Below are 26,959 nucleotides of genomic sequence, written 5' to 3' on the forward strand. Positions count from 1 at the left end.
AAAAGGTTGTATGATGGATAAAGAAGATAAGATTATAAGATTTAGTGTCTCTTTGCCAGAAGAGCTTTTGGGCGAATTAGACAAGATGATAAAGACAAAAAATTACGCTAGTAGAAGCGAATTTACTAGAGATCTTATCAGAGAAAAGATAGTACAAGATAGCTGGTCAAATGAAAAAGAAGACCTTATAGGTGTCCTTAGTATAGTTTATGATCATCATCAAAGTGGTCTAATGACTAAAAAAATGAGTATAGAACATGATGCTAATGTAAATATTATATGTACAAATCATATTCATATAGATCATCATAATTGTCTAGAAAATATGGTTTTAAAAGGTAAAGCCAAAGAAGTAGAGATTTTTAGCGACAGAATTGCTGGTCTTAAAGGTGTTAAGTTTTCAAAACTTGCTAGGGTAGCAGTGCCAAAACATTAAATATAAATTCAAAGGAGAAAATATGTGTAAAGATTGCGGTTGTAGCATGGGAAACCATAGCAATCACGACCATACTCATAATCACGACCATCCAGCTTTAAATGAGAAAAAGACGATAGAAGTAGTAACCAAAATATTACAGGAAAATGACCACGAAGCTGCTCATAATAGAGCGCATTTAGACGAATATGGGCTATTGTGTCTGAATTTGATGAGTAGCCCAGGAGCGGGGAAAACCACGCTTTTAGAAGCTACTATAAAATCAAGTGGGCTAAGAGTTGGGGTAGTTGAGGGGGATTTAGAGACAAATAAAGACGCCAATCGCATTATAAACGCAGGCGGCAAGGCTCATCAGATTAGCACCGGTCAAACTTGTCATTTAGATGCTTTTATGGTACATAATGGCTTACACCACTTGCCGCTTAAAGAGCTTGATTTGGTATTTATAGAAAATGTTGGAAATTTAGTTTGCCCAGCTAGTTATGATGTGGGAGCTCACCTTAATGCTGTCTTAATCAGTGTGCCAGAAGGAAGCGATAAGGTGGCTAAATATCCTGTTATGTTTAGAGCAGCTGATATAGTGGTTATAACGAAAACTTCGCTATTAGAGCATTTTGATTTTGATATTAATGAGGTGAAAAAAGAGGCTAAAAAGCTAAATCCAAAAGTTGATATCATAGAAGTTGATAGCAAAACGGGTCTTGGCATAGATAAGTGGATAAATTATTTAAAAATGAAAAAGGAATTAAAATAATGTGCCTTAGCATACCTTCAAAAGTGATATCAATAGATGAGAATAATTTTGCTATAGTCGATACTATGGGAGTTAGGCGTGGGGTGAGCTTGGACTTGATAGCTGAGCCTGTAAAAGTAGGGGATTATGTGCTGATACATGTAGGCTTCGCGATGGAGAAGATAGATACCAAATACGCCTTAGAGAGCTTAGAGATTTATAAGCAGATCGCAGATGATATGAATAACGGCAAAATACCAGCCGATGAAGGCGATATGGGCTTAGTGGCATTGAAGTAGAGATTGATGTTTAAAAGTATTGAGTTATTTGCTGGTGGCGGAGGTATGGCTCTTGGATTAGAAAGAGCCGGTTTTGCTCATATAGGTTTGATAGAAATAGATAAATCATCTGTTAAAACTTTATTGGCAAATAAACCCAATTGGAATGTTATTTGTGATGATATTAGCGTGATTTCTAGCAGAGATTTAGAAAAAGAATTTAATATAAAAAGTGGTGAATTAGATTTACTCTCAGGCGGTGCGCCTTGTCAGAGCTTTAGTTATGCTGGCAAGAGGCTTGGGCTTGAAGATGCTAGAGGGACGCTCTTTTATCATTATGCTTTGTTTTTAAAAAAATTACAGCCTAAAATGTTTTTGTTTGAAAATGTAAAAGGACTTTTAACGCACGATAAAGGCAAGACTTTTAAAATAATTTGTGATATTTTTTGCGAACAAGGCTATAATATAGAATATAAAGTGCTAAATGCGCTTGATTATGGTGTGGCGCAAAAAAGAGAGCGATTGATTGTAGTTGGAATTAGAAAAGATTTGCAAGGTAAGGTGTTTTTTGCTTTTCCTAAAAAGCACGATAAGAAGCTGGTTTTAAGAGATATTTTACAAAATGTCCCAAAAAGCCAGTGCGCTAAATACTCAGAGCAAAAAGCGGCTGTTTTTGCTCTTGTGCCTGCTGGTGGGTATTGGCGTGATATAGACCCAAATATAGCAAAAGAGTATATGAAAACTTGCTGGGATATGGCTGGTGGCAGAACTGGAATTCTAAGGCGACTTAGCTTTGATGAGCCAAGCCTAACTGTGCTTACAACACCGCAAATGAAACAAACTGACAGGTGCCATCCAAGCGAAATTAGACCATTTAGTGTAAGAGAAAATGCCAGAATTCAGTCTTTTCCAGATGAGTGGGAGTTTTGTGGCTCTATGGCAGAACAATACAAACAAATCGGCAATGCTGTGCCTGTAAAACTAGCATATGAAGTGGGTAAAGAAATAATTAAGTCATTAAATGGAGAAACGAAGTGGGGCGAGAGTTTATTTTAGACTTTATATCAAAAACAGACTTTGAAAAACATGTTTTGCAGACTTTAAACGAGTATCAAGAAGTGCTAAAAAGCATTGATTTAAGCAAATTTAACTCAAATATAATTGACCCTATAAAATTGCTTTTTGATAAAAATATTTATGCTAAAAGTTATGAAGAAATTATAGCCTTAGAGCTACAAAGACAAAGAGATAAGTCAAATAATAACTCTATTGGATATTTTCATCAAAATATTTTTAAATATATTAAAGGTTGCGAAGTTCCAAAAAGTGGCTGGGATATAGTATTTAAAGGCGAAAAAAACTCATATTTTGTTGAGCTAAAAAATAAACACAATACAATGAATAGCTCATCAAGCCAAAAAACCTTTATGAAAATGCAAAATCATCTTTTAAATTCTAAAAATTCCAAAGATATTTGCGCCCTTGTAGAAGTAATAGCTAAAAAATCAGCAAATGAGCCTTGGGTTATTAGCCTTGATGGACAAAGGCAAGCTAAAAATGAGAAATTACGCAGAATTTCTATTGATAAATTTTACGAAATTATAACAGGTGATAAAGTGGCTTTTAAAAAAATGTGCGAACAATTACCTAAAACTATAGAAAAACTACTAAAGCAAAACTTGCATTTGCAACTACAAAAAGATAGCGTTTATGAAGAGATTAAAGATCTTGATAATGATATTTTGATGGCTCTTTATAAGTTAGCCTTTAACACATATGAGGGTTTTTAATGGATTTGATAAATAGTTTTAGAGATAAAGATAAGATTTTAGCCTTAAGCCAGATAATTAAGCAAAGAAGCAAAAGGCCATTAAATATCATGGAAATTTGCGGCGGTCATACTCATAGTATTATGAAATTCGGTATCCCTGAACTCGTTGGTAAATATGTAAATTTCATCCATGGCCCAGGATGCCCAGTTTGTGTAATGCCAAAAACTAGGATAGATGAAGCTATAAAACTTGCTAGTTTTGATGGTGTGATATTTTGTACTTTAGCTGATATGTTAAGAGTGCCTGGAAGCAAAACTAGTCTTATGAAGCTAAGAGGCGAAGGGCATGATATAAGAGCTCTTTATACGCCTCTTGATACTTTAAGTATCGCTGAAAAAAATCCAGATAAAAAAGTTGTATTTTTTGCTATAGGATTTGAGACTACTACTCCTATGACTGCGGTTTTAATACAAAAAACTATAGAACTAGGTCTAAAAAATATCTTTTTTCATATAAATCATGTCACAGTCCCAGCACCAGTAAGGGCTATAATGAGTGATAAAGATGTGAAAATCGATGCGTTTTTGGGTCCTAGTCATGTGAGCGTGATTACTGGTAGTAAAATTTATGAAGAGTTAGCAAATGAGTTTAAAACGCCTATTGCGGTGAGCGGATTTGAGCCTTTGGATCTTATGGATAGTATATTAAATTTAGTCAATCAGCATGAAAATGGCACTCATAAGGTCTATAATGAGTATGCTAGAGTGGTTAGCAAAGATGGTAATTTAAAGGCCAAAGAGCTAATAGAGCGTTATTTTGAGCCTTGTGATTTTGAGTGGAGAGGGCTAGGCGAGATACCAAAAAGTGGTATGAAGCTAAAAGACGAGTTTAGCTATTTAGACGCTAGAGTTAAATTTGATTGCAGTGTGCAAAGCACAGGAGAAAATAGAGCTTGTATATGTGGCAAGATACTTCGAGGTCTTGCTAAGCCGTATGATTGCAAAGTTTTTGGCAAGGTGTGTAATCCGCAAAATCCTATAGGAAGCTGTATGGTTAGTAGCGAGGGCGCTTGTGCGGCTTATTATAAATACGCTAAAAGGGTATAAATGCAAAAAATCATGCTAAGCCATGGTGGTGGCGGTGAAGAGATGAATAAACTCATAAATGGGTTGATTTTTAAGATTTTTGATAATGAAATTTTGGCTCAAAGCAATGATAGTGCGATTTTAAATTTAAGTGGTAAAATAGCCTTTAGCACCGATAGCTTCGTAGTAAGCCCTATTAAATTTCCAGGTGGCGATATCGGTAAAATCGCAGTTTGCGGGACGATAAATGACCTAGCAATGGTAGGGGCAAAGCCTGGGTATATTAGTTGTGCTTTGATTATAGAAGAGGGGCTTGGTATTGATGAGCTTAAAGATATTTTAAATAGTATGAAAAGCACGGCTGATGAGGCTGGAGTGGCTATAGTTTGCGGTGATACTAAGGTAGTTAGCAAGGGGAGTTGTGATAAGATTTTTATCAATACTTCAGGTGTCGGAGAGATAGTAACTGAAAATATCGAAGTAAAAAATTTAAAAGTAGGGGCAAAGATCTTAGTCAGTGGAGATATCGGAAGACATGGAGCAGTCGTGCTTGCTAGCCGTGAAGAACTATCTTTGCAAAGTGAGTTAAAAAGTGACTGCAAAGCACTAAAAAATGTTGTTTTAGAGATACTTGGTTGTGGTATAAAACCTCAATGCATGAGAGATGCTACAAGGGGAGGAATCTCTGCTGTGTTAAATGAGTGGGCGAATTTCAAAGGATTTGAGCTAAAGATCTATGAAGAAAAGATAAAGATCAAAGATGAAGTTAGTGGAATTTGCGAACTTCTTGGTTTTGAGCCTTATGAACTTGCTAATGAGGGGACTTTTGTCATAGCAGTAGATCCTAAAGACGAAGAAAAAACGCTTGAGATTTTGCGTAAATTTGACGAAAATGCAAACACTATAGGCGAGGTTGTAAGCGATAAAAAAACAGGTGTGATAATAGAAAATATTTATGGCTCAAGTAGGTATTTAGAAGTACCAAAAGGTGAGCTTTTACCGAGAATTTGTTAAAGGAAGATAATGCACGAGTTAGCCATAGTTCAAGATCTTTTTAAGCTTTGTGAAACAAATGCTATGAAAAATAACGCTAGAAAAGTGACAAGAGTAGAAGTCCAAATAGGCAGGCTTAGTGGTGTTGAGCCACACTATTTAGAGAGTGCGTTTGATGCATTTAAGATAAATACTATCTGCAGTGACGCAAAGCTTGTCATTGGCACACAAGACGTTATTGTAAAATGCAGTGGTTGTGGTTTTGAAGGAGCACTCTTAGAAAATAACTTTTTATGCCCAAAATGCGGTGAAAATAAGCTTGATGTTGTAGCTGGTGAGGATATGTATTTGATGCGTCTTGAGATGGAATAGTTTCCATCTCTAACCTATCATTTTGTTTCTGAATTAGTCAAATATAGTAAATGGAAGCTGTAAGGTATTTTTTATGATATTATACGGCGTTTTGATAATATCTTTGATGATTTGTGTTTCAAATTTAGGTTCATCTAAAGTTCCTCTTACTTCTATGACAGTTGAGATAGTCTTATTATCTCCTAAAAATATATGACCTACTAATGGAATCTTGCCTATAATAGAACTTGCGTCTTTTAATAGCTTTAGCTCAAAATCTATATTTATATCTTTGCTGTCTAAATCTATACTTCCACGTCCTGCGATATCTGCGCTACTTCCTGTTAAATTTAAAGCCTTTATATTTAGTCTGTTGTTATCGCGCTCTATGAACATCACGCCATCATTTACGGTAAATCCTTTGTCGTTAAAATCAGGAACTTTAAATATCAAAAGCGATGGGACGGAATTTATAAAGCTTAGAAATTTTTGATAGAATTTATAGCTGCTTAAATATGTATTTTTTACCTTTATTTCGCTTTGAAAGGTATCAAAATCCTTGCCGTATAGTTTTATAGTAAAATTACCCTCGTTAAATGAATTTAATCCTAAAAAGTCATTTGCAATCTCAGAGCTGAGATTTTGCCCAAATATTTTTAAATCACCATTTTTCTTTATCACTCTTATGTTTGAATCAAAGCTATTATTTCCATCAAATACCAACTCATTTTTAGTAATACTTCCGCTAAATTTATCAAACGATATTGTGCGGTTTAAATCTTTTAAGTATAAAGCAGAATTTGTAGCAAAAAATTTGATATCTTTTTGCTCGTTTTGATTGCTCATATTTTTATCTACTATAAGAATTAGATCTTTAAAATACGCTTTTATCAAGCTACCCGAGATATCAAATTTCATAAGCTCACTTTTGCTAGTTACGTTTATATCTTTATTTAAATTTATGCTAAAATCATCATCTTTATAAGGCGTACCATCACGTTTTTGAAGTGGCATATCAAATTTAGTACCCGTAAGATTTATATTGAATTTAGAAAAATCATCTGTTTTGAGACTCAAATTTGCATCTTCAATACCCAGCTCTTGCATTATTTGAGAACTCTTTTTTAAATTTGCAAGGTTTGTTAAATTTATAGTTTTTTTGGTTATATTCATATTAAAGTTTAGCTCTGGCGATGAGAGTTTTACTTCATCATTAAAGTCCAAATTTACAGTGGCGTTTTGATCTTTGATATTAAGCACCTTGCATTCATTTATACAGATATTTTTAAAATACGTACCAAATTTAGCGTTACTAGTATTTGTATCTATGGCTCCATATATGGTTGCTTCAAAGATATCATTTTTAAGATCTGAATTTTTTATATCTATGATATTATCTTTTAAATATATGAGCCCTTGTTTGCTATAAAACTTAGCCCCGCTTATATCGATGTTTGAATTTTCTACTTTAAATTCCCCATAACTATTTATAAAAAACGGATCAAAATTTATATCTAATGTTAAATTTGCATCCATTTTTCCACTATTTTGACTTAATGGAAAGTCTATCTCATAAGCTTTTAATATTTCGTGGATATCATAATCAAGCAAAGAATTTGTTTTTAAATTTAGCACTAAATGCGAGTTTTGAGTTAGGAGATTATATATATTTATGCTACTTCCATTTATAGATTTATCTTTAAATTTTGGGTTTGAAAGCGCAAAACTAAGAGTATCGTTTTTCAAAGTCACATCTACAAACTCAGCTACTGCTGGAGTTACGTTTTGATGAAATTTTATAATAGGATCTTTAGCTCTTGCTTTTGCATACATCTGTTTTGGATAATACTCTAAGTTGTTTAAATTTATCTTTCCACCAAATTCATACAATACATACTCTTTTGCTATAATATATCCGTATATCCAGTTTTTTATCTCTTGGTTAAGACCAGTTTTTATAGCTAAATTTTCTATAAAGTTTTTTAAGCTATCTGCTTTTGTATCAAAAACATAATAATCCAAAATATCGTTATTTAAATTTAAATACAGCCTTCCGTTTAGCTCATAAGAGGCAAAATTCCCCAAAAAGCTATATTTGTTTTCTGCTATATCTACTTTAAAATTTCCCCAAATAGTAAGGTTGTAATCTTTAAATTTGATCTCTTTCGCACTTACTATCAAAATCTTGTTTTTATTTTCTATGACTGTATTTATGGTAAGCCTTGGTGTATCGATATAAAATATATTGTCTTTGTATAATAATTTAATACTAAATTCGCCGTAAGTTAAATTTTCTATATTGATCTCTTTAAATAGTCTATTTAGCCAAATTATATTATCACTTATATCAAGTAGCTCTTTGTTGCTCTTTTTTTGATTTTTTTGTTTATGAATTTCTAAATTTTTTAAATTTACAATTAGTTTTTTATCTAATTTTATATATAATTTTTCGATATCAATTATATTTGAATGAAAATTGTCTATTTTTATTCCGTTGATTAAAGTTAGAAGTAAGGCAGATATTATAATGATAAAAAGTGCAAAAAAGAAGCGTATTTTTTTGATAATTTTTGAAATCGTGCTCATAATTTTCCTAAGTTTATTTGCAACGCTCGCAAGACCTATATATACTAGCAAGGTTGTATATCTTCCAAGTGGAAGCGTGGGGGAAATTATATCATATTTAACTCAGCGCAACTTTAATGTCAATAAATTTGACAAATATGTTTTAGTTTTTATGGGTTTTCCGCAGTCTGGTTGGATAGAGATCGGCTCTGAAAAATTAAGCAAATTTGACTTTTTATACAAGCTTACGACCGCAAAAGCTGCTATGCAAAACATTACACTGATACCAGGAGAGACGACTAAGTATTTTTTAAAGCAGATCGCAGACGAACTAAATCTTAACTATAGTGTTCTTATAAAAGAGTATGAAGCGCAGTCTCCTATAAAAGAGGGTTACCTTGTCCCTGAAACATATAAAGTGCCAAAAGGGATTAGTGAGAAACATTTGATATATTATATGGTAAATTTATCCACAAAATATCATCGTCAAATCAGTCAAAAAATATTTGGTGAGTGGGATGAAAAAAAATGGTTTAACTTCTTAATTATAGCTTCAGTTATCCAAAAAGAGGCTGCTGATGCGAGCGAAATGCCTATCGTTTCATCAGTCATCTATAATAGGTTAAAAAAAGGTATGAAGCTTCAAATGGACGGAACTTTAAACTATGATTTATACTCACACGATAAAGTTACTAGTGAGCGTATAAGGGAAGATAAAAGCAGATATAACACCTATCTTTATGAAGGACTTCCGCCTAGTCCTGTCTGTAATGTGAGTTTAGATGCTATAAAGGCGGCTATTTTTCCTAAAAAAACAGATTTTTTATACTTTGTGCGTAACCCAAAAACGCTCAAACATACATTTAGCAAAAACTATGAAAGCCATATAAGAGAGATAAATAAAACAAAATGATAGCAAAAACTCACGTTAGTTTCGCTCTTTGCTTAGCTTTAGCACCTATTAGTTTAGCTAGTTTTGCACTAGATTTTGAGATAGATAGGGAACTTCTTGGGATTTTTATGGCTAGCGTTTTTTTAGGTTCATTATTTCCTGATATAGATGAGCCAAACTCAAAAATAGGTCGTAAATTTACTGGAGTATCAAATTTGATAAAAGCTGTGTTTGGACACAGAGGCGTTACACATTTTTTTATAATTCCTATTATTTTTACTATAGTTTTTCTACTATTTTTACCTAAAAATTTAAATTTAGTAGTCGCTGGTGCTGGATTTATAATAGGATATTTTTTACATATTTTAGGAGACGCGCTGACAAAAAGCGGTATAAAAGATGCGTTTTATCCATTTTTTAAAGGAAAAGTTTTTGCTTTGTTGCCTGTGAAATTTAGATTTTATACAAATTCAGCTTTTGAAAGAACTCTGCTTTTGCCGACTTTAGTCTTTATAGTATCTATGGAGATTTACGCTATTTTTGGTGATAAAATTCCACTTGATAAGCTTATAAATGAATTTCAAATATTAAGTATTTTTTAATTTTTTTATTTCGCCTTTATAAATTTTTAGCTACAATTTTTAGAAATTTTACACAAAGGTCAGCAGATGCAAAAGAAAGATGTTAAAAAAGTTGTTTTAGCTTATAGCGGCGGACTTGATACAAGTATCATTTTAAAATGGCTACAAGATGAGTATAAATGTGAAGTTGTGACTTTCACAGCCGATATCGGTCAAGGCGAAGAGGTAGAGCCAGCTCGCAAAAAAGCTATAAGTTTAGGTATAAAACCTGAAAATATCTTTATAGAGGATTTACGTGAAGAGTTTGTAAGAGACTTCGTATTTCCTATGTTTAGAGCAAATGCCTTGTATGAGGGCGAGTATCTTTTAGGCACATCTATCGCTCGTCCACTTATCGCAAAACGTCTTGTTGAGATAGCTGCTAAAACAAAAGCAGATTGTGTAAGTCACGGTGCTACTGGCAAGGGAAATGATCAAGTTCGTTTTGAGATAGGAGCTTACGCCCTAAATCCAAATATCAAAGTTATCGCTCCTTGGAGAGAGTGGGATCTAAATAGCCGTGAAAAACTTCTAGCGTATGCAGAGAAAAATGGCATTGATATAAGCAAGAAAAAAGGTAAATCTCCATACTCTATGGACGCAAATTTACTTCATATATCTTATGAAGGACTTGTTTTAGAAGATCCAAATCACGCTCCCGAAGAAGATATGTGGAGATGGAGTGTCAGTCCAAAAAATGCTCCTGACACAAGCGAAATCATCGAAATAGAGTATAAAAACGGAGATCCTATTGCGATAAATGGTAAAACTATGAAGCCTTATGAAATTTTAACAGAGCTAAACAGACTTGGCGCAAAACACGGGATAGGACGTATTGATATCGTAGAAAATCGCTATGTAGGTATGAAAAGTAGGGGTTGTTATGAAACCCCAGGAGGCACTATAATGCTAAAAGCTCATAGAGCCATAGAGAGCATTACTATGGATAGAGAAGCAGCGCATCTAAAAGACGAACTTATGCCAAAATATGCTAGTTTGGTATATAACGGATACTGGTTTTCGCCTGAGCGTAAAATGCTTCAAGCTGCGATAGATGAGAGTCAAAAGAACGTAAATGGCAGTGTTAGGGTTGAGCTTTATAAGGGCAATGTTATAGTAATAGGCAGGGATAGTAAGACCGATAATCTATTTAACGAAGCCTACTGCACGTTTGAAGAAGATAGCGTTTATGACCAAAAAGACGCGAATGGATTTATAAAACTTAACGCTTTACGCTTTATAATCGCTGGAAAAAATGGACGTAAATTTTAGCAAAAAGCAAATAATCAAGAATGGTTATTTACCTATTAAATTTGTATTAAAATTTAAAAACGTTTTATAAAGTTTAAATAAAAATAGTCTAAATAGGCTATTTTTATCTTAAATTTGAAATAAATTTAAATGAGTTTTTAGCATAAATTTTGGAGTAAATTTTAGTAAATTATGAAATACAAATTAGATTGTAAAGAGAGTTTTGAAAGCTCATTTTTGTTTTGGCTGACTCGTTTTGTCAAGTATAAGCTAAACTCACTCTCAAACAAAGAACTTCAAGATGGCTCCGCTCTTGCTTCGGTAAATTTTGCACTTACAAAAGGTGTAAAAAACATAGATGAACTTGATGGTCTAGCAAAAAAGGCTAGAAATGCAGGGCTTACTGGTATAAATACTTATTTTAATCCATTAAAAAAGATTTATGAAGTACTTAAATTTTATGAATTAACAAGCCTAACTTTGATAGATGAAGAGCTCATAAGCGAAGTTTTAGCAAGTACTACTGGAAATCTTAGCGACGCTACAAAGAAAAACTACCGTATCGCCGTGATAAATTTTTTTGAGTTTATAGAAAAACAAAATGAAGAAGATGGTAAAGCTCATCTTTTTAATATCGAGCTTAAAAATTGGGGCGGAATCACAGGAAACAAAGGGCAAAAACTGCCTGAGTTTATGAGCGAAGATGAAGTAAAAGAGTTTTTAAAAGCCATAGATGAAGCTGATTTTAAGCAAAATGGAAACAGAAATAAACTTATCATAAAACTTATTATTTTTACAGGAATTCGTGTAAGTGAAGCTCTAAATTTAAAAAGAAAAGATCTTAGTGAAGATGGAGATCTATTTATCATAAGAATACGTGGCAAAGGAAATAAATACCGCGTAGTTATGATAAAAAGGCATCTCATAGAAGAGCATCTTCAAAATATAGCTATAAATTACATAAATCAAGACGGATATCTTTTTGTAAATAAAAAAGGCACCAAACTCACACAAGCTTATATAAGTCGTATAGTCGAGCAGATACTTTTTAAAGCAGGAATCCGCAAAGAAAAAAACGGCGCTCATATGCTTCGCCACACGTTTGCTACTATGCTCTACAAAAAACAAAAAGATCTTGTTTTAGTTCAAGAAGCTCTTGGTCACGCTAGCTTAAATACTTCTAGGATATATACTCACTTTGATAGCGATAAACTCAAGCTTGCTGCTAAAGTAGCCGAAGATCTAAATGAACTCTGATTTATTCATTTTAAAGCCAAATCAGAGTATAATTTACCCCTAAATTTAAATAAGGACAAATTTGTTCGCCGATACAAAATTATTTTATGCTATCAGTGCTCTAATCGCAATCGGGATCGTATTTTCGCTTTCTTTATCTGCATTTACGGTTTTATATTTAGATTATGCGAGTTACCACTTTTTTATAAGGCAACTAATAGTTGGAATGTTGGGAATTTTTATCATTTGGTTTATATCAAGACTAAATCCAAATAGAATCATACTTGGAAATTTAAGTACTTTTGAAGTCATAGGGTTTTTTATATTTTTTAGCTCATTTTTGCTTATGATTATTATGCAGTTTTTACCCGCTTCTTTAGTCCCTGTAACAGGTGGAGCAAAGAGATGGATAAGGCTTGGGGGCATATCTTTATCTCCGGTTGAGTTTTTCAAGATAGGCTTTGTATTTTTTCTAGCTTGGAGTTTTACTAGAAAAATAGATAACAATAAAAAACGTCTTAAAGATGAGTTTAAGATACTTTTTCCGTATTTTATACTTTTTGGTATGGCTGTATTTTTGATAGCTATATTACAAAAAGATCTAGGACAAGTCGTCGTTTTAACTCTAGTTTTGATGATACTAGCCACGTTTGCTGGGACTAGCAAAAAGTTTTTTGGAACTATAGGCGTAGTTGGTATCATACTTGTAGTTCTTGCTATCATATCTCAACCTCACAGAATCAGGCGTTTTCAGTCATGGTGGGTGACAAATCAAGACTTTATACTATCTATTTTGCCTAGTAATATTGCTGAGTTTATGCGGATAAGTGACGCTGAAGAGCCTTATCAGATAACCCACTCTTTAAATGCCATATATCATGGTGGTTTTTTTGGTGTTGGACTTGGAAATGGTACGTTTAAACTCGGTTTTTTGAGTGAAGTGCATACAGACTTTGTTTTAGCAGGTATCGCAGAAGAGATAGGCTTTGTGGGAATTTTAGCTATAACTTATCTTATGATTTATATCATTTATAGGATATTTAAAGTTTCATCAAGAAGCAAAAATAAAGTTTATCATCTATTTGCTCTTGGTATTGGCTCTATCATCACACTAGCGTTTTTGATGAACGCTTATGGTATTACTTCTATCACGCCTATAAAAGGTATTGCGGTACCATTTCTGAGCTATGGAGGAAGTTCTGTTTTAGCACTATGCGTTGGTATAGGAATGGTTTTAATGATCAGTAAAAAGGCGGATTTATCATGATAGCGATCACAGGTGGGGGCACGGGCGGTCATCTAGCCATAGCAAAGACTTTGGCTATAGAGCTACAAAATAGGGGTTTTCAAATAGTATTTATAGGCTCATCAAGAGGTCAAGATAAGATGTGGTTTGAAAACGACAATACTTTTAAATTTAAGTACTTTTTATCAAGTAGTGGCGTAGTAAATAAAAAAGGCATAAGCAAGCTAGCTAGCTTACTAAATATACTAAAATTATCGATAAAATGCGGTCAAATTTTTAAAAAACATAATATAAATTTGGTGATTAGTGTTGGTGGATACAGCTCTGCTCCTGCTTCATTTGCGGCTATATTTTTTAGAAAAAAGTTGTTTATACATGAGCAAAATGCTATTTGCGGAAGGCTAAATCAAATTTTAAAGCCTTTTTGTGCAAAATTTTTTAGTTCGTATGGAAATAATCCTTATGATTATCCGGTGGATAAGAAATTTTTTGCTGTTTCTAGGGTAAGAAATGATTTAAAAACGGTAATTTTTTTAGGCGGTTCTGGGGGAGCTAGTTTTATAAATTCACTGGCTTTAAGTTTGGCGCCGAGACTAGATCAAAAAAATATCAACATTATCCATCAATGCGGAGAAAAAGATTTTGATAGTCTGCAAAAATCTTATGAAAATTTAGGTATCAAAGTGGAGCTTTTTAAATTTAGTCCAAATATTGAGCACTTTATGTCTAAAGCAGATATTTGCGTAAGTAGGGCAGGGGCAAGTACTCTTTGGGAATTAGTAGCCAACGCACTTCCTAGCATTTTTATACCCTTTCCATACGCTGCTAAAAATCATCAGTTTTTTAACGCTAAGTTTTTGCAAGATAAAAAGCTAGCTACTATTTGCGAACAAAAAGATGCAAGTAGCGAACATATACTTAATATCATATTAAAAATGGATATAAATCGGATTTCGCTTCACCTTAAAGATATGATTTGTCAAAATGGCGCTAAAAAAATCATAGACGAAATTCTAAGTGATTAATTTTATTTGGGTCAAGCAAATCAAAAGCATAATAAAATTAGCTTTTGGTTGCTATGACAAAGATGAAAAATAAATACATAAAAAATTCAAAAATTTCACAAACCAAATTTAGAGAAATTTTGAACTATTTTTGCAAAGATTTAGAGATAAATAAAATCTCTAAATTTAGCTAAATTTCAAGGCAAAGCTTATCAAAATTTTCAAATAAATTTATATTTTAATGGCAAATGAGTGTGAAAAAATAAGCAAATTTAGCACAGAAATAGATGAGAGCTATTTTAAAGCTGTAGTAAAAGATGTCGTGGTGCAAATGGTAAAACACCTGTGTTTGGCTTACTCAAACGCAGTAATAAGAACTCCAATAATATTGATAACCAAAGCTTCAAAAGTTCCATCATTTTTACAGATAGAAATATTATCATTAATATAAATTTACTCTGACTGCGTTTTTTTGAAATTTTGATTAAAAACTAAAATTAGATATAATCAGCATTAAATATTCTAGACAACAGAAAAGCTAAATTTATACAATATAATATAATTTTCCATTTAAATATAAAATTATATTGATTTTATTGTTTTTTGAGCGTAGTAATAGGATATGAAAAAGAAAAAATCGATAATTTAGATAGTATGATTCGTGGTTGGTTTGTAGGTGATTTTGAACCAAATGTATTAAAATCAGACCAAGTAGAAGTAAAGGGTAAAAAGCTACAAAAAAGGCGACTAATTAATGATATTTTGGTTATAATTATATAAATTATTTAAAGGAGAACTGATATGTGGGGTGTATTAATATTTGCACCAATAATAGGTATTTTGGGTTTTATCGTATCAAGTGCGATTGCATATAATATCTTTTTTTTAAATTTTATGACTTTTTATATGAAGTAGAAGATAATGATGGGAAAGTAGCAAAAAGAATAAGAAAAATTATAGAAATTGTATATTATATGGTTGTATATTTTATATTTTGTCTTATTGCTTCATTGGTTCTTAGGGTTTGGGGTATATTTTTTTAAAAATTTTTATTATATAAATTATTAAAGGAGAATTGATATGGCATTATTTTCACACGAGGATAAACAAGCAATATATGGATTATCTGATATGGCTACAGGATTGAGAAAAGATTTTTTCAAAATATTTGGCAAAATTAAAAAATTTTGGATTATTTCTCCAATTGCAGTAACAATACTGTTGTCTTTTGTTTTTTATTTCGATGGTAAGGGTGTATTTGGTATTCCTATCGCTGTTTTAACGATGCCTTGTGTTCCTATATTATTTATTCTAAAGTTTATATTATATTATAAAATATCTAAAATTCAAAAACAAGATAAGTATGTTGATGATGAACTTTTGTGGTATAAGTTTCTTAATCAGTTAGTATCTTTTTTCTTATGGTTTATATTGTTTGTATATATATCTGGTCTGTTTATTGGATTAGCTGGAGTTACAATGTTCTAAACAACCCACGCTTAAATGCGTGGGGAGTGTATTATATACTTATATAAAGCTTCTTTTTTCTAAGTTACTAACCATATTATCCATAATAGAATTAGCATTTTGAGTATTTACACCGACCAAGTCCATTACCCATTTATGTCCAGATATAATCAGTTTCCACATAATATATGAACTTGCTAGATACCCTAAAATAATAATTAATTCTCTTATTACTCCAATTTTGATGATAGATGAAGGGTCTGCCATATTTAGTGGTATTGCATTGAATTGTTCAGAACTAATTAAAATAAAGAATTCTGATATTAAGGTATTTAAAAATAGAGATAAATAGATAAATAGCACTATCAATATTGGTTGGAGAAAAATAGTTAAACCACTAATTAAAAATTAAGTAATTTTATCTACTTGTTTAGTGCTAAGAGCAAAAGCTACCACAAATGGCGATATATAAAAGTATTTACATAAAGATACAATATAACCTATAGAAGCAATTAAACTAGCAATACAAACTGTAACTACGGGAATTGCTTTTACCATTTCTTCTAACATCCATTGAGTAAAAATTAAAGATACAAGGCTTTTAGTTGCATCACTAGCTATTTGAAGTATAGTCCCAATAACTGCTTTAGCTATGAATCCAATTGTTGGTATGGCACCAATAATTATAGTTAAAGCATCTATTATAGTTTCTTTGGTTATAATTATACTAATAAATTAAAGGAGAGATGAGGTGAAAAATATGCACGATAGACAAAGAAAACTTGCGGAGATAGCAGAATTTGGAGTTCGGACTAGTGAATTTGAAAGAGAGACTAGAAAAAATTTTTGAAAAAAGTTTTAAACCTAAAATATTTTGGATGATTGCCCCATTTGCGATTTTTATACTATTAACAATTCTTGTCAAATATGGAGTTGTTCATAAAAACATTATAGGTTTTATATTGATAATACCTACACTTATCGTTCCGCTATTTTTTCTTCTTCCGCTTTGGATATTTCATAAGATTGGCATTACTTGTAAAGTAAAGAAATGGCTTGGAGACGACATTGTTGATTATATTTATGGATACGCAAAATTTTGGGCGTTTTTTGTTTTGTCTCTTTGGATAACTTCTATTTGTATTAGTTTAATTAAACTTGGAAAAGGTATATTTTAGAATGATTGACTTTACAAATTGCAAAGTAGAGCGCACCAAATTTTACGATGGCTTGAATGGAGAAAAGTTAGCCATATATTTTAACGATGAGCTTTATATGTTTGGTTAAACCCAAAAGCATATTTAGATGATTTACGACTGCAAGAAAACAAAAAGGCAAAAAATGAATTACCTTGAGTGCTTTGTAATGGGCTTTTTTGTAGGTGCGTTTATAATAAGTTTTGCAATGCTATTTTTGCCAAATTCTAAAGAAGATATTTAAACATTATGCATTTTTGCCATTTAATAAGTAGCATTTACCATATATTTATAAAAGGACATTCGATGCGTTTAAGTTTTGCGTTTTTAATAGCTCCCTCGCCGTATCCTATTTTCTCCGCCAACTCTTTATTAAGTTAAATTTCGCTCTTTACAAAACAAGCGAAGCGAAGTTTCTATAAAACGCTTTTAATTCTTCGCTTGTCATTTTACCCATTTAAAACATATAATATTTTATCAAAAACGAAATTTAAAACTGCTTTTTTCTAAGTATTTAAGCCTTGCAACTATCTCTTTAAATCTTTTTACGCTTATTTTTGGCTGTTTTAGTATATTTTTATAAAAAATTCATTTTTTATCTAAATTTATAGTCAAAAACTGCCCAAATACTTGAATTCGGTTAAAAAATAGTGTAGAATACTAGCTATAATTTTTTAATCAAAGGATTTGAAATGACAAAAGCAGAATTTGTTGGCTTGGTCGCTTCTAAAGCTGGTCTTACAAAAAAAGATACTGAACTTGCACTTGATGGCTTTTTAGAAAGCATTAGCGAAGTACTAACTAAAGGTGATAGTATAACTTTTGTTGGTTTTGGTACTTTTGGTATCACTGAAAGAGCTGCTAGAACAGCAAAAGTTCCTAGCACAGGCAAAGAGATCAAAGTTCCAGCTAAAAAAGCTGTTAAATTCAAAGTAGGAAAAAACCTTAAAGATGCAGTAGCTAAAGTTAGCTGCGGTAGTTCAAAATGTGCATCTAAAAAGAAATAATCTGATTTTTAATCCCTTCTTTAAGGAGGGATTTTTTTACTTAGACTTACTTTTTATCACCATAATTTCATCTTTAAAATTACTAAAATTCCAACGATATCAATGAAAAATTCAGCCAAATTTAGTTAAAATAAACCTTATGAGAATAGATAAATTTTTAAATACCGTAAATATCACAAAACGAAGAGCTATAAGCGAAGATATGTGCAAAAGTGGCGTCGTATCAGTAAATGGAGTCGTTGCTAAACCTAGCAAAGAGGTAAAAGTAGGGGATAAGATAACCATAACTTTTCTTACTAGAGTTGTAAATTACGAAGTCGTAGGGATACCGAATTTAAAAACCGTACCAAAAAGTGAGCAAGAAAAATATGCAAAGTGTATTTGAGCTTGGGCTTGATGAGTTAGATGCTATAGTACAAAAGCTTCCTAAGACTGGCGTTATCGTGCTTAGAGGAGACCTTGCAAGCGGTAAAACTACACTTACAAAAGCTATAGTCGCATCTTTTGGTATTAAAGCAGACGTGACTTCGCCTACATTTAGCATAATGCAAAATTATGAAAATATATATCATTACGACATATATCAAAATGGTTTTGATGGTCTAAAAGCAAATGGTTTATTTGAAAATTTATTTGAAGATGGACTTCATATAGTTGAATGGGGTGATGAAAATTTGATACGTTTGCTTAAAAAATATGGTATTGACGTGTGCATAGTAGATATCACGGCTAAAGAAAATAAAAGAATTTACGAGGTGAGCTTTGCATAAACTTGAAGTAAAAAATTTAAAAAAAACTATCAAAAAAACTAAAATTATAAATAATATCTCTCTAAATGTAAAAAGTGGAGAAGTAGTAGGGCTTTTAGGTCCAAATGGCGCTGGTAAAACAACTACATTTTATATGATATGTGGGCTTATTTCACCAACTAGCGGGAGTATTTATCTTGATGATATAGATATTTCAAAAACGCCACTACATAAAAGAGCTAGACAAGGCATAGGATATCTTCCGCAAGAAAGTAGCATATTTAAGGATCTAAGTGTAGAAGAAAATTTGACTTTAGCGGCTGAAATTTTTTATAAAGATAAAGAAGAGATTGATCGCAAAGTCGGCGAAATGCTAAATTTGTTAAATATAGAGCCTATTAGAGCTAGAAAAGGACTTAGTCTTAGTGGCGGAGAAAGAAGACGCTCAGAGATAGCTAGAAGTCTTATGATTATGCCTAAGTTTTTGCTTCTTGATGAGCCTTTTGCAGGAGTTGATCCTATCGCAGTCGCTGATATCCAAAGCATTATAAAAGATCTAAAGAAGCTAGGAATTGGCATACTTATCACAGATCACAATGTTAGGGAGACTTTGGCTATTTGTGATAGAGCGTATGTCATAAAAAGTGGAAGCTTGCTTGCTAGTGGAACTTCTAGTGAGGTCGCAAATAACAAACTTGTCAGAACTCACTATCTTGGCGAAGAGTTTAAACTTTTAGACTAATGAAACTTACACAAAAGCTCACTCAAAAAGTAAAATTAAACCAAACTCTAAGAAGTTGGCTACCGATACTTCAAGCACCAGTTGATGAGCTAAAAGAGGCTTTGGAGCCGTTTATTAAAGATAATCCATTTGCTAGTATCGAACAAAACAAAAGTAGATTTCCTAAAAACTTTTATAATGAGCTTTATAAAAGTTCGCCAAATGAAAGCTTAGAAAGCCAAGCTTTACATCATGAAAGCTTATATGAAAAGCTTTATTCTCAGATCAATGCTCCACTTTTTCCAACTACGAAGTCTTGCAAAATAGCAAATTTAATCATCGAATGTATAAACAACGAAGGGTATTTTGAGTGGGACGATAAAATTTTAAAAGAATTTAGTATAGACGAAGTAGAGCGTATCAGAGCGAGATTTGCATATCTTGAGCCGACTGGAGTTGGTGCTAAAGACTACAAAGAGAGTTTTTTGTTTCAACTTGAAGAATTGTGTGATGATGAAAAAATTTATGCTTTAGCAAAAACAATCATTTGCGATATGGAAAATATTGGCTCTTATACAAAAGATAAAGATTATGAAGCAGCACTAAAGATCATAAAAAAATTTAAAAATCCGCCTGCTATAGAGTATCTTGAAGATGAAAGAGAGATTATCCCAGATATCTTTGTTTATAACATAAATGGATCTATAGAGGTTAAAATAAATGACGAGTATTATCCAGATATAATTATCGATGCAGATGGCGTAGATGAAAAATGTGATTTTGTATCTTCTAGAATCAAAGAAGCAAAAGACTTGATTGATGCTTTAGAGATGAGAAAATCTACTCTTTATAAGATAGGACTTATGATTATAGAGTATCAGTATGACTATTTTTTTGGTGGCGATATAAAACCTATGAAGCTAAAAGACATCGCAGATGACCTTGGGCGAAATCCTTCAACCATAAGTCGCGCCATACAAAATAAATTTATTAGTTCGCAAAGAGGAGTTGTGCCGCTTAAGAGTTTTTTTGCTGCTGCTGCTAGTGAAGAGATATCAAACGCTGCTTTAAAAGAATTCTTAAAAAATCTTATAAAAAACGAGAATCGCCAAAAACCGCTAAGCGATGAGAGTATTTTAAACTCTATAGAAAAAGAGTTTGATATAAAGCTAGTTAGAAGAACCATAACAAAATATAGAAAAATGCTAGGCATAGCAAGCTCAAATGAGAGAAAAAAAATATATGCTATAAATGCTTAATTCTGATAGTGTTTATAAATTTTAGTTAAAATAGATATCTATGTTTTAATGTGATTTTGATACAATAATTATAAAAATTACAAAGAGGAAAATATGCAAATCAATATTGATTTAAAAGAAAATAGTTACCCAGTTTTTATAGATGAGCTAAAAGCCCTTAATATCGGCGGTAAAGTTGCAATCATAACAAACTCAAAAGTCGGCGGACTATATGTTAAAGATATTTTAAATTTGATAAAAGCCGATGAAATTTTTGTAGTTACTCTGCCTGATGGCGAACAATACAAAAATCTTTCTAGTATAGAGCAAATTTTAGAGCAGCTTTTCATATCTAAACTTGAGCGAAGTAGCACATTAATAGCTCTTGGTGGCGGAGTTATAAGCGATATGACCGGATTTGTAGCAAGCATTTATGAGCGTGGAATTAAATTTATAAATATACCTACTACGCTTTTAGCTCAAGTAGATGCTAGCGTGGGTGGCAAAACAGGGATAAATAATAAATTTGGTAAAAATCTCATCGGTACATTTTATCAACCGCGCGCTGTTTATTGCGAAACTAAATTCTTAAAATCACTGCCTTCTAGAGAGTTTAGCGCAGGAGTTGCAGAAGCTATAAAGATGGCTGTTATGTTTGATAAAGATCTTTTTTATTTTATGCAAAATAGCGATCTTAATGATGATGAAGCCCTAAAAAATGTCATAGCAAAATGCGTAAGTTTAAAAGCCGCAGTAGTAGCAAAAGATGAAAAAGAGGGCGGTATAAGAGCGGTGTTAAACTACGGTCATACATTTGCCCACGTTATAGAAATGCAGACGAATTATACAGGGTTTTTGCACGGAGAAGCTGTCGCGATCGGTATAAATATGGCAAATCATTTGGCTCTTAAACTTGGGCTTATCTCAAAAGATGAGTTAGAAATGGTAAAAAATTTACTTTGTAAATTTAGACTTCCTGTGACGTATGAGATAAAAGATGAGTTTGAGTTTTACAACGCTTTTTTCTTAGATAAAAAAAGTCAAAATAGCAAGATTAAATTTATACTACCAAAAGGTATCGGGGATTTTTGTATGAAAAACGATATCTCTAAAGAGATAGTTTTAGACACTTTGAGAGAATTTAAATGAAACGGCTGATCGTTCTTTTACTCTTTGTGGCTTTTAATGTTTTTGCAGAAACAAATAGTAGCCAAACAGATAAAATAGAAGAGATAAATCTCAAGATAAAAGATTATGATGCTAAACTAAAAAATAATATTTGGCTTATTAGGTATTCAAACTACAACACGTATCAAAATTTGCTAACAGAGATAACAAGAGTAAGATCTGAGCTAGAGCTGGCAGATAAAAAAGATATACAAAAAATAGATGAGCTAAAGACTAAAATCTCTAGTTTAAAAGAGCAGATCGAATTTCTAAAAGAGTATGAAAAATCTCCGTTTCAAAGTATGCTAGTAGTCCCTGATATCGAGGAGATAGGGAAAATAACAAACCCAGTGGCCTTAATAGGCGGTTTTTCATATATAAAAAAGCTAAAAAATGAAAAAGATGACTATCAAAATAGGCTATTTCAGCTAGAAAACGCTTTAGAATCTTTCAGGCAAAAAGAGATTTTGTTTAAAGAGCTTTATGATCTAAATCAAACAAGTCTAAACTCATCAAAATTATATGAAGTACGCAGAGAAATAAATGAGTTTCAAATAGCAAAAGACATAGCTACTACGACATTTGGTGTGTATCAAAAAAAGCTTGATGAAGCCATAAATAGAGCTAGTTTAGAAGTAAAAGATCAGATAAAACAGGCTTTTAGTATAGTTTTGTCTATCATTATAGTGAGTTTGCTTGGATTTTTATGTAAGATTATAACTAAAAAATACATTTCCGATAATCAAAAAATTTATACTATAAATAAATTTATAAATGTTTTAAATTTCACGATTATTATCTTTATTCTACTTTTTGCTTATATAGAAAATGTAAGCTATATGGTAACTATCTTAGGTTTTGCTTCGGCTGGTCTTGCTATTGCTATGAAAGATATGTTTATGAGTTTGCTTGGCTGGAGCGTTATCATTTTTGGCGGTACTTTTCACGTAGGAGATCGCATAAGAGTACGTTATCAAAATAGCGATTATGTAGGCGATATCATCGATATAAGTTTGCTTAGAATGACTATATATGAAGATATCACGCTTACCACCTACCGCACAAATAGACGTAGCGGGCGTATAGTTTTTATACCAAATAACTATATATTTACAGAACTCATTGCAAATTATACTCATAGCGGTATGAAAACTGTGTGGGATGGTATAGATATAATGCTTAGTTTTGATAGTAATCATAAAAAAGCTATGTATATCATCAAAAATATCACTAGAAAATACTCAAAAGGCTATACCGACATAGCCAAAAAGCAGATGAATAAGCTAAGAGATCAGTATAGCATCAAAAATCCAAACGTGGAGCCTAGAATTTATAGCTTTTTTGAGCCTTATGGTATAAATATAAGTGTTTGGTATATGACAAACTCATACGCCGCTTTGGCTCTTAGAAGTACCATAAGCAGTGAGATAGTAGAAGCCCTAAATTTAGAAGACGATATAAAGATAGCTTTCCCTACTCAGACACTTTATTTTGGCGCAAAACCTACTGATCAACTAAGAAATTTACCAGATGTTAGTAAGGAAATATTATATTGAAAGTATATTTTAAAACCTTTGGTTGCAGGACAAATATCTACGACACCGAGCTTATGAAAAGCTATATTAAAAATGCAACTATCACAAACGACGAAAATCTAGCCGATATCATCATAGTAAATTCATGCACTGTAACTAATGGTGCAGATAGCGGAGTAAGAAGCTATGTAAATGGTATGAAAAAGAGTGGCAAAAAGGTTATTTTGACCGGTTGTGGTGCTGTTAGCAAAGGCGAAGAACTATTTAAAAATAGTTCGGTTTTTGGCGTACTTGGAGCAAGTCATAAATCAAAAATCAATGATTTTTTAAATTTAGATAAACCATTTTTCGAGCTTGGAGATCTGAATTTTATAGATAAAAATATAATTAGCAACTATGAAAATCACACAAAAGCTTTTATAAAAATTCAAGAAGGTTGCGATTTTAAATGTAGTTATTGCATCATACCTTCAGTTAGAGGTTCTAGCAGAAGTATTGATGAGAAGATCATTTTAAAAGAAGCTATGACGCTAGCTGACAATGGCTACAACGAAATAGTCCTAACAGGCACAAATATAGGAAGTTACGGCCATACAAACAACTCTAGTTTAGGAAAACTCTTGCAAAAACTAGGAATGATAAATGGCATAAAAAGAATTCGTCTTGGCAGTATAGAACCAAGTCAGATAGATGATAGTTTTAAAGAAATTTTGCACGAAACTTGGCTAGAAAAACACTTACATATAGCACTTCAGCATACAAGCCAAAGAATGCTTAATATTATGAAAAGACGAAATAAAGCTTTTAAAGATATTGAACTTTTTAATGAGCTTTCAAATTTAGGTTTTGCTTTGGGGACTGATTTTATCGTAGGGCATCCAGGAGAGAGCCAGGAGTTATGGGATGAGGCTCTAATAAATTTTAAAAAATTTCCACTCACTCATCTTCACGCTTTTATCTATAGCCCTAGAAGTGGCACTACTTCAGCACAGATGAAAATGGATGTAGATGGTATAACTGCGAAAAAAAGATTAAATATTTTAAAGGATATTGTTAGCGTAAATAATTTTGAATTTAGAAAAAAAGTCAAAACAGCTCTTGAAATTTTAGTTGAAAAGCAAGAAGCAAATGGGCTTTACGATGGATTTGATCAGTTTTATAACAAGATAAAGATCAAATCTAACAATGATATTTCAAAAGAGTGGATTAAAATCGAAAATTATGAGGTAAAAAGTGATGTCAATTATGCAGAAATTTGAATTAAATAAAAAAAATATAATTATAGTAGTTGGAATCATACTTTTTTTATTGCTTACTTTTGTAGCAGTTCGCAATAGTCCTAAAAATATAAATTTGATGCAGTATGACAATCTTTTGCAGTCAAATTCTATCCAAAATGCGGTTGTAGATGGCGATGAAGTCATACTTAAAGTTGGAAGTAGGAGTTATTGCGTTCTTAAAGATTCTATAAATTTAAATGAACTTGGTCAAAAAGTGGCTATAAAATCATCTGGAGATTTTAATATTTTTATTTGGATCTTGTTTTTTGCATCTTTGATTTTTGCCTTTTTTGGTTTTAAATTTATAAAAAAAGACTTACCAAAAGAGACTAAAAATAGTTTGCCACAAGATGATTTAAGCTCTATGGTCACATCTGCCATAACGCCTTCTATTTCAAATATTATGTTTAAAGATGTTGCTGGGATAGACGAAGTAAAAGTTGAGCTTATGGAGATAGTTGATTTCTTAAAAAATCCAAAAGCGTATAAAGATTTGGGTATTAAAATGCCAAAAGGCGTGTTAATGGTAGGACCTCCTGGTGTCGGTAAAACGCTTGTGGCAAAAGCAGTCGCAGGAGAGGCAAATGTACCATTTTTTTACCAAAGTGGAGCAAGCTTTGTGCAGATCTATGTCGGAATGGGTGCAAAAAGAGTAAGAGAGCTATTTGCAAAAGCTAAAGCTTACGCTCCTAGTATCATATTTATCGACGAAATAGACGCTGCAGGAAAGACAAGGGGTGGTGGTAGAAGTGATGAGAGAGAAGCCACTTTAAATCAGCTTCTTACTGAAATGGACGGCTTTGAAGACAACAGCGGAGTCATAGTCATAGCAGCAACAAACAAGATAGATGTTATAGACGAAGCTCTGCTTAGAAGTGGTCGCTTTGATAGGCGTATATTTTTAGGACTTCCTGATCTTAAAGATAGAACGGCTATATTAGAATCATATCTTAAAGATAAAAAGCATCAAGTAGATATAGTAAATTTAGCTATGAATACTACAGGTTTTAGCGGAGCAGGGCTTGCGACTTTGACAAATGAAGCTGCTATCAATGCTTTTAGAAATAAAAGAGATTTTTTAAATGAAGACGATTTTAACGAAGTTAAAAATAGGGTGCTTTTTGGAAAGAAAAAACTACATTCTTTAAGCAAAGATGAAAAAGAGATCCAATCTTTATATAAAGCTGCAAGAGCGGTTGTGGCTTATAAATTCGGTATTAAATTTGAACGGATCTCTCTTTTAGAAGATCATATTTTACAAAGTGATGATTTTTTAGAGTCAAAAACTATTTTGTTATCAAAGATAAAAGTTTTACTAGCTGGTATGGCTGCGCTTAGAGTTTATAAAAATGAGCTTTACACAAACTCAAATTTGGATTTAGTTGCTGCTAAAGAGATTGCTAGAAAGCTGATCTTTGACTACTCTATGAATGAAAAGTTTTCGTCAAATGATGCCGAAGTTAGCTCATTGCTATGTGCTAGCTATAAAGATATGCTTGAGTTTATGGGGCAAATACAAGCAGAGCTATTTAAAGTGAGCAATTATCTTTTTAATAACGAGAGTATAGATATACAAACTATGAAAAATATAATAAAGGAGGATCAATGAAAGCAAAAATCGGAATACTTACTTTAAGCGATAGAGCGAGTGCTGGAATTTACGAAGATAAAAGCGGTGCTGCTATAAAAGATATCTTAAGTCAGTGGATAACTAGCGAAGTAGAATTTAAATACCAAGTTATACCTGATGAATTTGATCAGATAGTTTTAAATTTAAAAAATATGTGCGATGATATAAAGTGCGATCTTATACTAACAACAGGAGGAACAGGTCCTGCTAGACGTGATGTTACACCAGAGGCGACTGAAGCAGTTTGCGATAAAATGATGCCTGGATTTGGTGAGCTTATGAGATCTACTAGCCTTAAATACGTCCCTACGGCTATACTTTCTAGACAAACTGCTGGCATCAGAGGCAAAACCCTTATCATAAACTTACCTGGACAGCCAAAAGCCATAAAAGAATGTTTAGAGCCTATATTTCCGGCTGTGCCTTACTGCCTAGATCTAATAGGTGCTGCATATTTGCAGACTGACGAAAGCAAAATAAAGGCTTTTAGACCAAAGAAGAAGTAGG

The 26,959-nt window shown here is 32.3% G+C and carries 28 protein-coding genes and 1 pseudogene; 28 read left to right on the forward strand and 1 reads right to left on the reverse strand.

All coding sequences use genetic code 11. From position 1 onward, the window contains the following. Positions 1–13: 13 nt before the first annotated feature. Genes nikR through hypA form a run of 8 tightly spaced genes read left to right on the forward strand, consistent with a single transcriptional unit; the run spans position 14 to position 5,669 of the window. A complete protein-coding gene (gene nikR, locus CHLWT_RS04470; RefSeq protein WP_112000512.1) occupies positions 14–436 on the forward strand; it encodes a nickel-responsive transcriptional regulator NikR in 423 nt (140 codons plus the stop codon). 22 nt (positions 437–458) lie between these two features. Next, positions 459–1,190, forward strand: coding sequence for a hydrogenase nickel incorporation protein HypB (gene hypB, locus CHLWT_RS04475; RefSeq protein WP_112000511.1), 732 nt, complete (start codon positions 459–461; stop codon positions 1,188–1,190). Then, on the forward strand, positions 1,190–1,468 hold the full coding sequence (locus CHLWT_RS04480) for a HypC/HybG/HupF family hydrogenase formation chaperone (protein WP_112000510.1): 279 nt from the start codon (positions 1,190–1,192) through the stop codon (positions 1,466–1,468). Before hypB ends, CHLWT_RS04480 begins: the two co-directional genes overlap by 1 nt. 6 nt (positions 1,469–1,474) lie before the next feature. After that, positions 1,475–2,503: a DNA cytosine methyltransferase gene (locus CHLWT_RS04485; protein ID WP_112000509.1), complete on the forward strand. Its 1,029-nt coding sequence runs from the start codon at positions 1,475–1,477 to the stop codon at positions 2,501–2,503. Further along, complete coding sequence (locus tag CHLWT_RS04490; protein WP_112000508.1) at positions 2,482–3,237, forward strand: Eco47II family restriction endonuclease; 756 nt, start codon at positions 2,482–2,484, stop codon at positions 3,235–3,237. The genes CHLWT_RS04485 and CHLWT_RS04490 overlap by 22 nt, the downstream gene beginning before the upstream one ends. Beyond that, on the forward strand, positions 3,237–4,325 hold the full coding sequence (gene hypD, locus CHLWT_RS04495; protein WP_112000507.1) for a hydrogenase formation protein HypD: 1,089 nt from the start codon (positions 3,237–3,239) through the stop codon (positions 4,323–4,325). The genes CHLWT_RS04490 and hypD overlap by 1 nt, the downstream gene beginning before the upstream one ends. Next, positions 4,326–5,318 carry a hydrogenase expression/formation protein HypE gene (hypE, locus tag CHLWT_RS04500; protein ID WP_112000506.1) on the forward strand — a complete coding sequence of 331 codons (993 nt, stop codon included), beginning with the start codon at positions 4,326–4,328 and terminating at the stop codon, positions 5,316–5,318. It abuts the gene before it with no gap. A gap of 9 nt (positions 5,319–5,327) precedes the next feature. Beyond that, positions 5,328–5,669: a hydrogenase maturation nickel metallochaperone HypA gene (gene hypA / locus CHLWT_RS04505; protein WP_112000505.1), complete on the forward strand. Its 342-nt coding sequence runs from the start codon at positions 5,328–5,330 to the stop codon at positions 5,667–5,669. A gap of 33 nt (positions 5,670–5,702) precedes the next feature. Here the strand turns inward: hypA and CHLWT_RS04510 are convergent, their stop codons facing one another. Then, positions 5,703–8,234, reverse strand: a complete 2,532-nt coding sequence (locus CHLWT_RS04510) for a YhdP family protein (RefSeq protein WP_112000504.1) — start codon at positions 8,232–8,234, stop codon at positions 5,703–5,705. Between CHLWT_RS04510 and mltG the strand changes: the two genes are divergently transcribed. The 20 genes and pseudogenes from mltG (at position 8,131) to mog (ending at position 26,958) form a co-directional block, all read left to right on the forward strand. Next, a complete protein-coding gene (gene mltG / locus CHLWT_RS04515; RefSeq protein WP_373924819.1) occupies positions 8,131–9,126 on the forward strand; it encodes an endolytic transglycosylase MltG in 996 nt (331 codons plus the stop codon). The genes CHLWT_RS04510 and mltG overlap by 104 nt on opposite strands. Further along, entirely contained in the window at positions 9,123–9,707 is a 585-nt protein-coding gene (locus tag CHLWT_RS04520; RefSeq protein ID WP_059428956.1) for a metal-dependent hydrolase, read from the forward strand. Before mltG ends, CHLWT_RS04520 begins: the two co-directional genes overlap by 4 nt. Positions 9,708–9,773: 66 nt before the next feature. Further along, entirely contained in the window at positions 9,774–10,997 is a 1,224-nt protein-coding gene (locus tag CHLWT_RS04525) for an argininosuccinate synthase (protein WP_111985379.1), read from the forward strand. 171 nt (positions 10,998–11,168) lie between these two features. Then, the gene (locus CHLWT_RS04530; RefSeq protein WP_112000502.1) at positions 11,169–12,233 is read left to right on the forward strand and encodes a tyrosine-type recombinase/integrase; all 1,065 of its coding nucleotides are present in this window, start codon (positions 11,169–11,171) and stop codon (positions 12,231–12,233) included. A 61-nt stretch (positions 12,234–12,294) separates the two neighbouring features. Then, positions 12,295–13,479 (forward strand): FtsW/RodA/SpoVE family cell cycle protein, encoded by a 1,185-nt coding sequence (locus CHLWT_RS04535; RefSeq protein ID WP_063998157.1) that lies wholly within the window; start codon positions 12,295–12,297, stop codon positions 13,477–13,479. Continuing rightward, positions 13,476–14,483, forward strand: a complete 1,008-nt coding sequence (murG, locus tag CHLWT_RS04540; protein ID WP_112000501.1) for an undecaprenyldiphospho-muramoylpentapeptide beta-N-acetylglucosaminyltransferase — start codon at positions 13,476–13,478, stop codon at positions 14,481–14,483. The genes CHLWT_RS04535 and murG overlap by 4 nt, the downstream gene beginning before the upstream one ends. A 53-nt stretch (positions 14,484–14,536) precedes the next feature. Beyond that, positions 14,537–14,837: pseudogene (locus CHLWT_RS09435) on the forward strand (IS1595 family transposase); the annotation flags it as partial. A gap of 228 nt (positions 14,838–15,065) precedes the next feature. Beyond that, positions 15,066–15,242, forward strand: coding sequence for a hypothetical protein (locus CHLWT_RS04550; RefSeq protein ID WP_170253204.1), 177 nt, complete (start codon positions 15,066–15,068; stop codon positions 15,240–15,242). 300 nt (positions 15,243–15,542) lie between these two features. Continuing rightward, complete coding sequence (locus CHLWT_RS04555; protein ID WP_112000499.1) at positions 15,543–15,950, forward strand: hypothetical protein; 408 nt, start codon at positions 15,543–15,545, stop codon at positions 15,948–15,950. 941 nt (positions 15,951–16,891) lie between these two features. Further along, positions 16,892–17,107 carry a hypothetical protein gene (locus CHLWT_RS04560; RefSeq protein WP_143211755.1) on the forward strand — a complete coding sequence of 72 codons (216 nt, stop codon included), beginning with the start codon at positions 16,892–16,894 and terminating at the stop codon, positions 17,105–17,107. Between the two features lie 710 nt (positions 17,108–17,817). Further along, on the forward strand, positions 17,818–18,132 hold the full coding sequence (locus CHLWT_RS04565) for an HU family DNA-binding protein (RefSeq protein ID WP_034961209.1): 315 nt from the start codon (positions 17,818–17,820) through the stop codon (positions 18,130–18,132). A 139-nt stretch (positions 18,133–18,271) separates the two neighbouring features. Continuing rightward, complete coding sequence (locus CHLWT_RS04570; protein WP_034961211.1) at positions 18,272–18,517, forward strand: S4 domain-containing protein; 246 nt, start codon at positions 18,272–18,274, stop codon at positions 18,515–18,517. Further along, a complete protein-coding gene (gene tsaE, locus CHLWT_RS04575) occupies positions 18,501–18,902 on the forward strand; it encodes a tRNA (adenosine(37)-N6)-threonylcarbamoyltransferase complex ATPase subunit type 1 TsaE (RefSeq protein WP_063998162.1) in 402 nt (133 codons plus the stop codon). The genes CHLWT_RS04570 and tsaE overlap by 17 nt, the downstream gene beginning before the upstream one ends. Continuing rightward, complete coding sequence (gene lptB, locus CHLWT_RS04580) at positions 18,895–19,623, forward strand: LPS export ABC transporter ATP-binding protein (RefSeq protein WP_063998163.1); 729 nt, start codon at positions 18,895–18,897, stop codon at positions 19,621–19,623. The genes tsaE and lptB overlap by 8 nt, the downstream gene beginning before the upstream one ends. After that, a complete protein-coding gene (locus tag CHLWT_RS04585) occupies positions 19,623–20,861 on the forward strand; it encodes an RNA polymerase factor sigma-54 (RefSeq protein ID WP_063998164.1) in 1,239 nt (412 codons plus the stop codon). The genes lptB and CHLWT_RS04585 overlap by 1 nt, the downstream gene beginning before the upstream one ends. 93 nt (positions 20,862–20,954) lie before the next feature. Continuing rightward, positions 20,955–21,989, forward strand: a complete 1,035-nt coding sequence (gene aroB, locus CHLWT_RS04590) for a 3-dehydroquinate synthase (RefSeq protein WP_151062167.1) — start codon at positions 20,955–20,957, stop codon at positions 21,987–21,989. Continuing rightward, a complete protein-coding gene (locus CHLWT_RS04595; protein ID WP_111948258.1) occupies positions 21,986–23,563 on the forward strand; it encodes a mechanosensitive ion channel domain-containing protein in 1,578 nt (525 codons plus the stop codon). The genes aroB and CHLWT_RS04595 overlap by 4 nt, the downstream gene beginning before the upstream one ends. Beyond that, on the forward strand, positions 23,557–24,801 hold the full coding sequence (mtaB, locus tag CHLWT_RS04600) for a tRNA (N(6)-L-threonylcarbamoyladenosine(37)-C(2))-methylthiotransferase MtaB (protein ID WP_373924808.1): 1,245 nt from the start codon (positions 23,557–23,559) through the stop codon (positions 24,799–24,801). The genes CHLWT_RS04595 and mtaB overlap by 7 nt, the downstream gene beginning before the upstream one ends. Next, positions 24,779–26,431, forward strand: a complete 1,653-nt coding sequence (locus tag CHLWT_RS04605) for an ATP-dependent metallopeptidase FtsH/Yme1/Tma family protein (protein WP_112000094.1) — start codon at positions 24,779–24,781, stop codon at positions 26,429–26,431. Before mtaB ends, CHLWT_RS04605 begins: the two co-directional genes overlap by 23 nt. Then, entirely contained in the window at positions 26,428–26,958 is a 531-nt protein-coding gene (gene mog / locus CHLWT_RS04610) for a molybdopterin adenylyltransferase (protein ID WP_112000095.1), read from the forward strand. The genes CHLWT_RS04605 and mog overlap by 4 nt, the downstream gene beginning before the upstream one ends. Position 26,959 lies beyond the last annotated feature (1 nt).

The sequence above is a fragment of the Campylobacter hyointestinalis subsp. lawsonii genome (assembly GCF_013372165.1).
Lineage (GTDB): Bacteria > Campylobacterota > Campylobacteria > Campylobacterales > Campylobacteraceae > Campylobacter > Campylobacter lawsonii.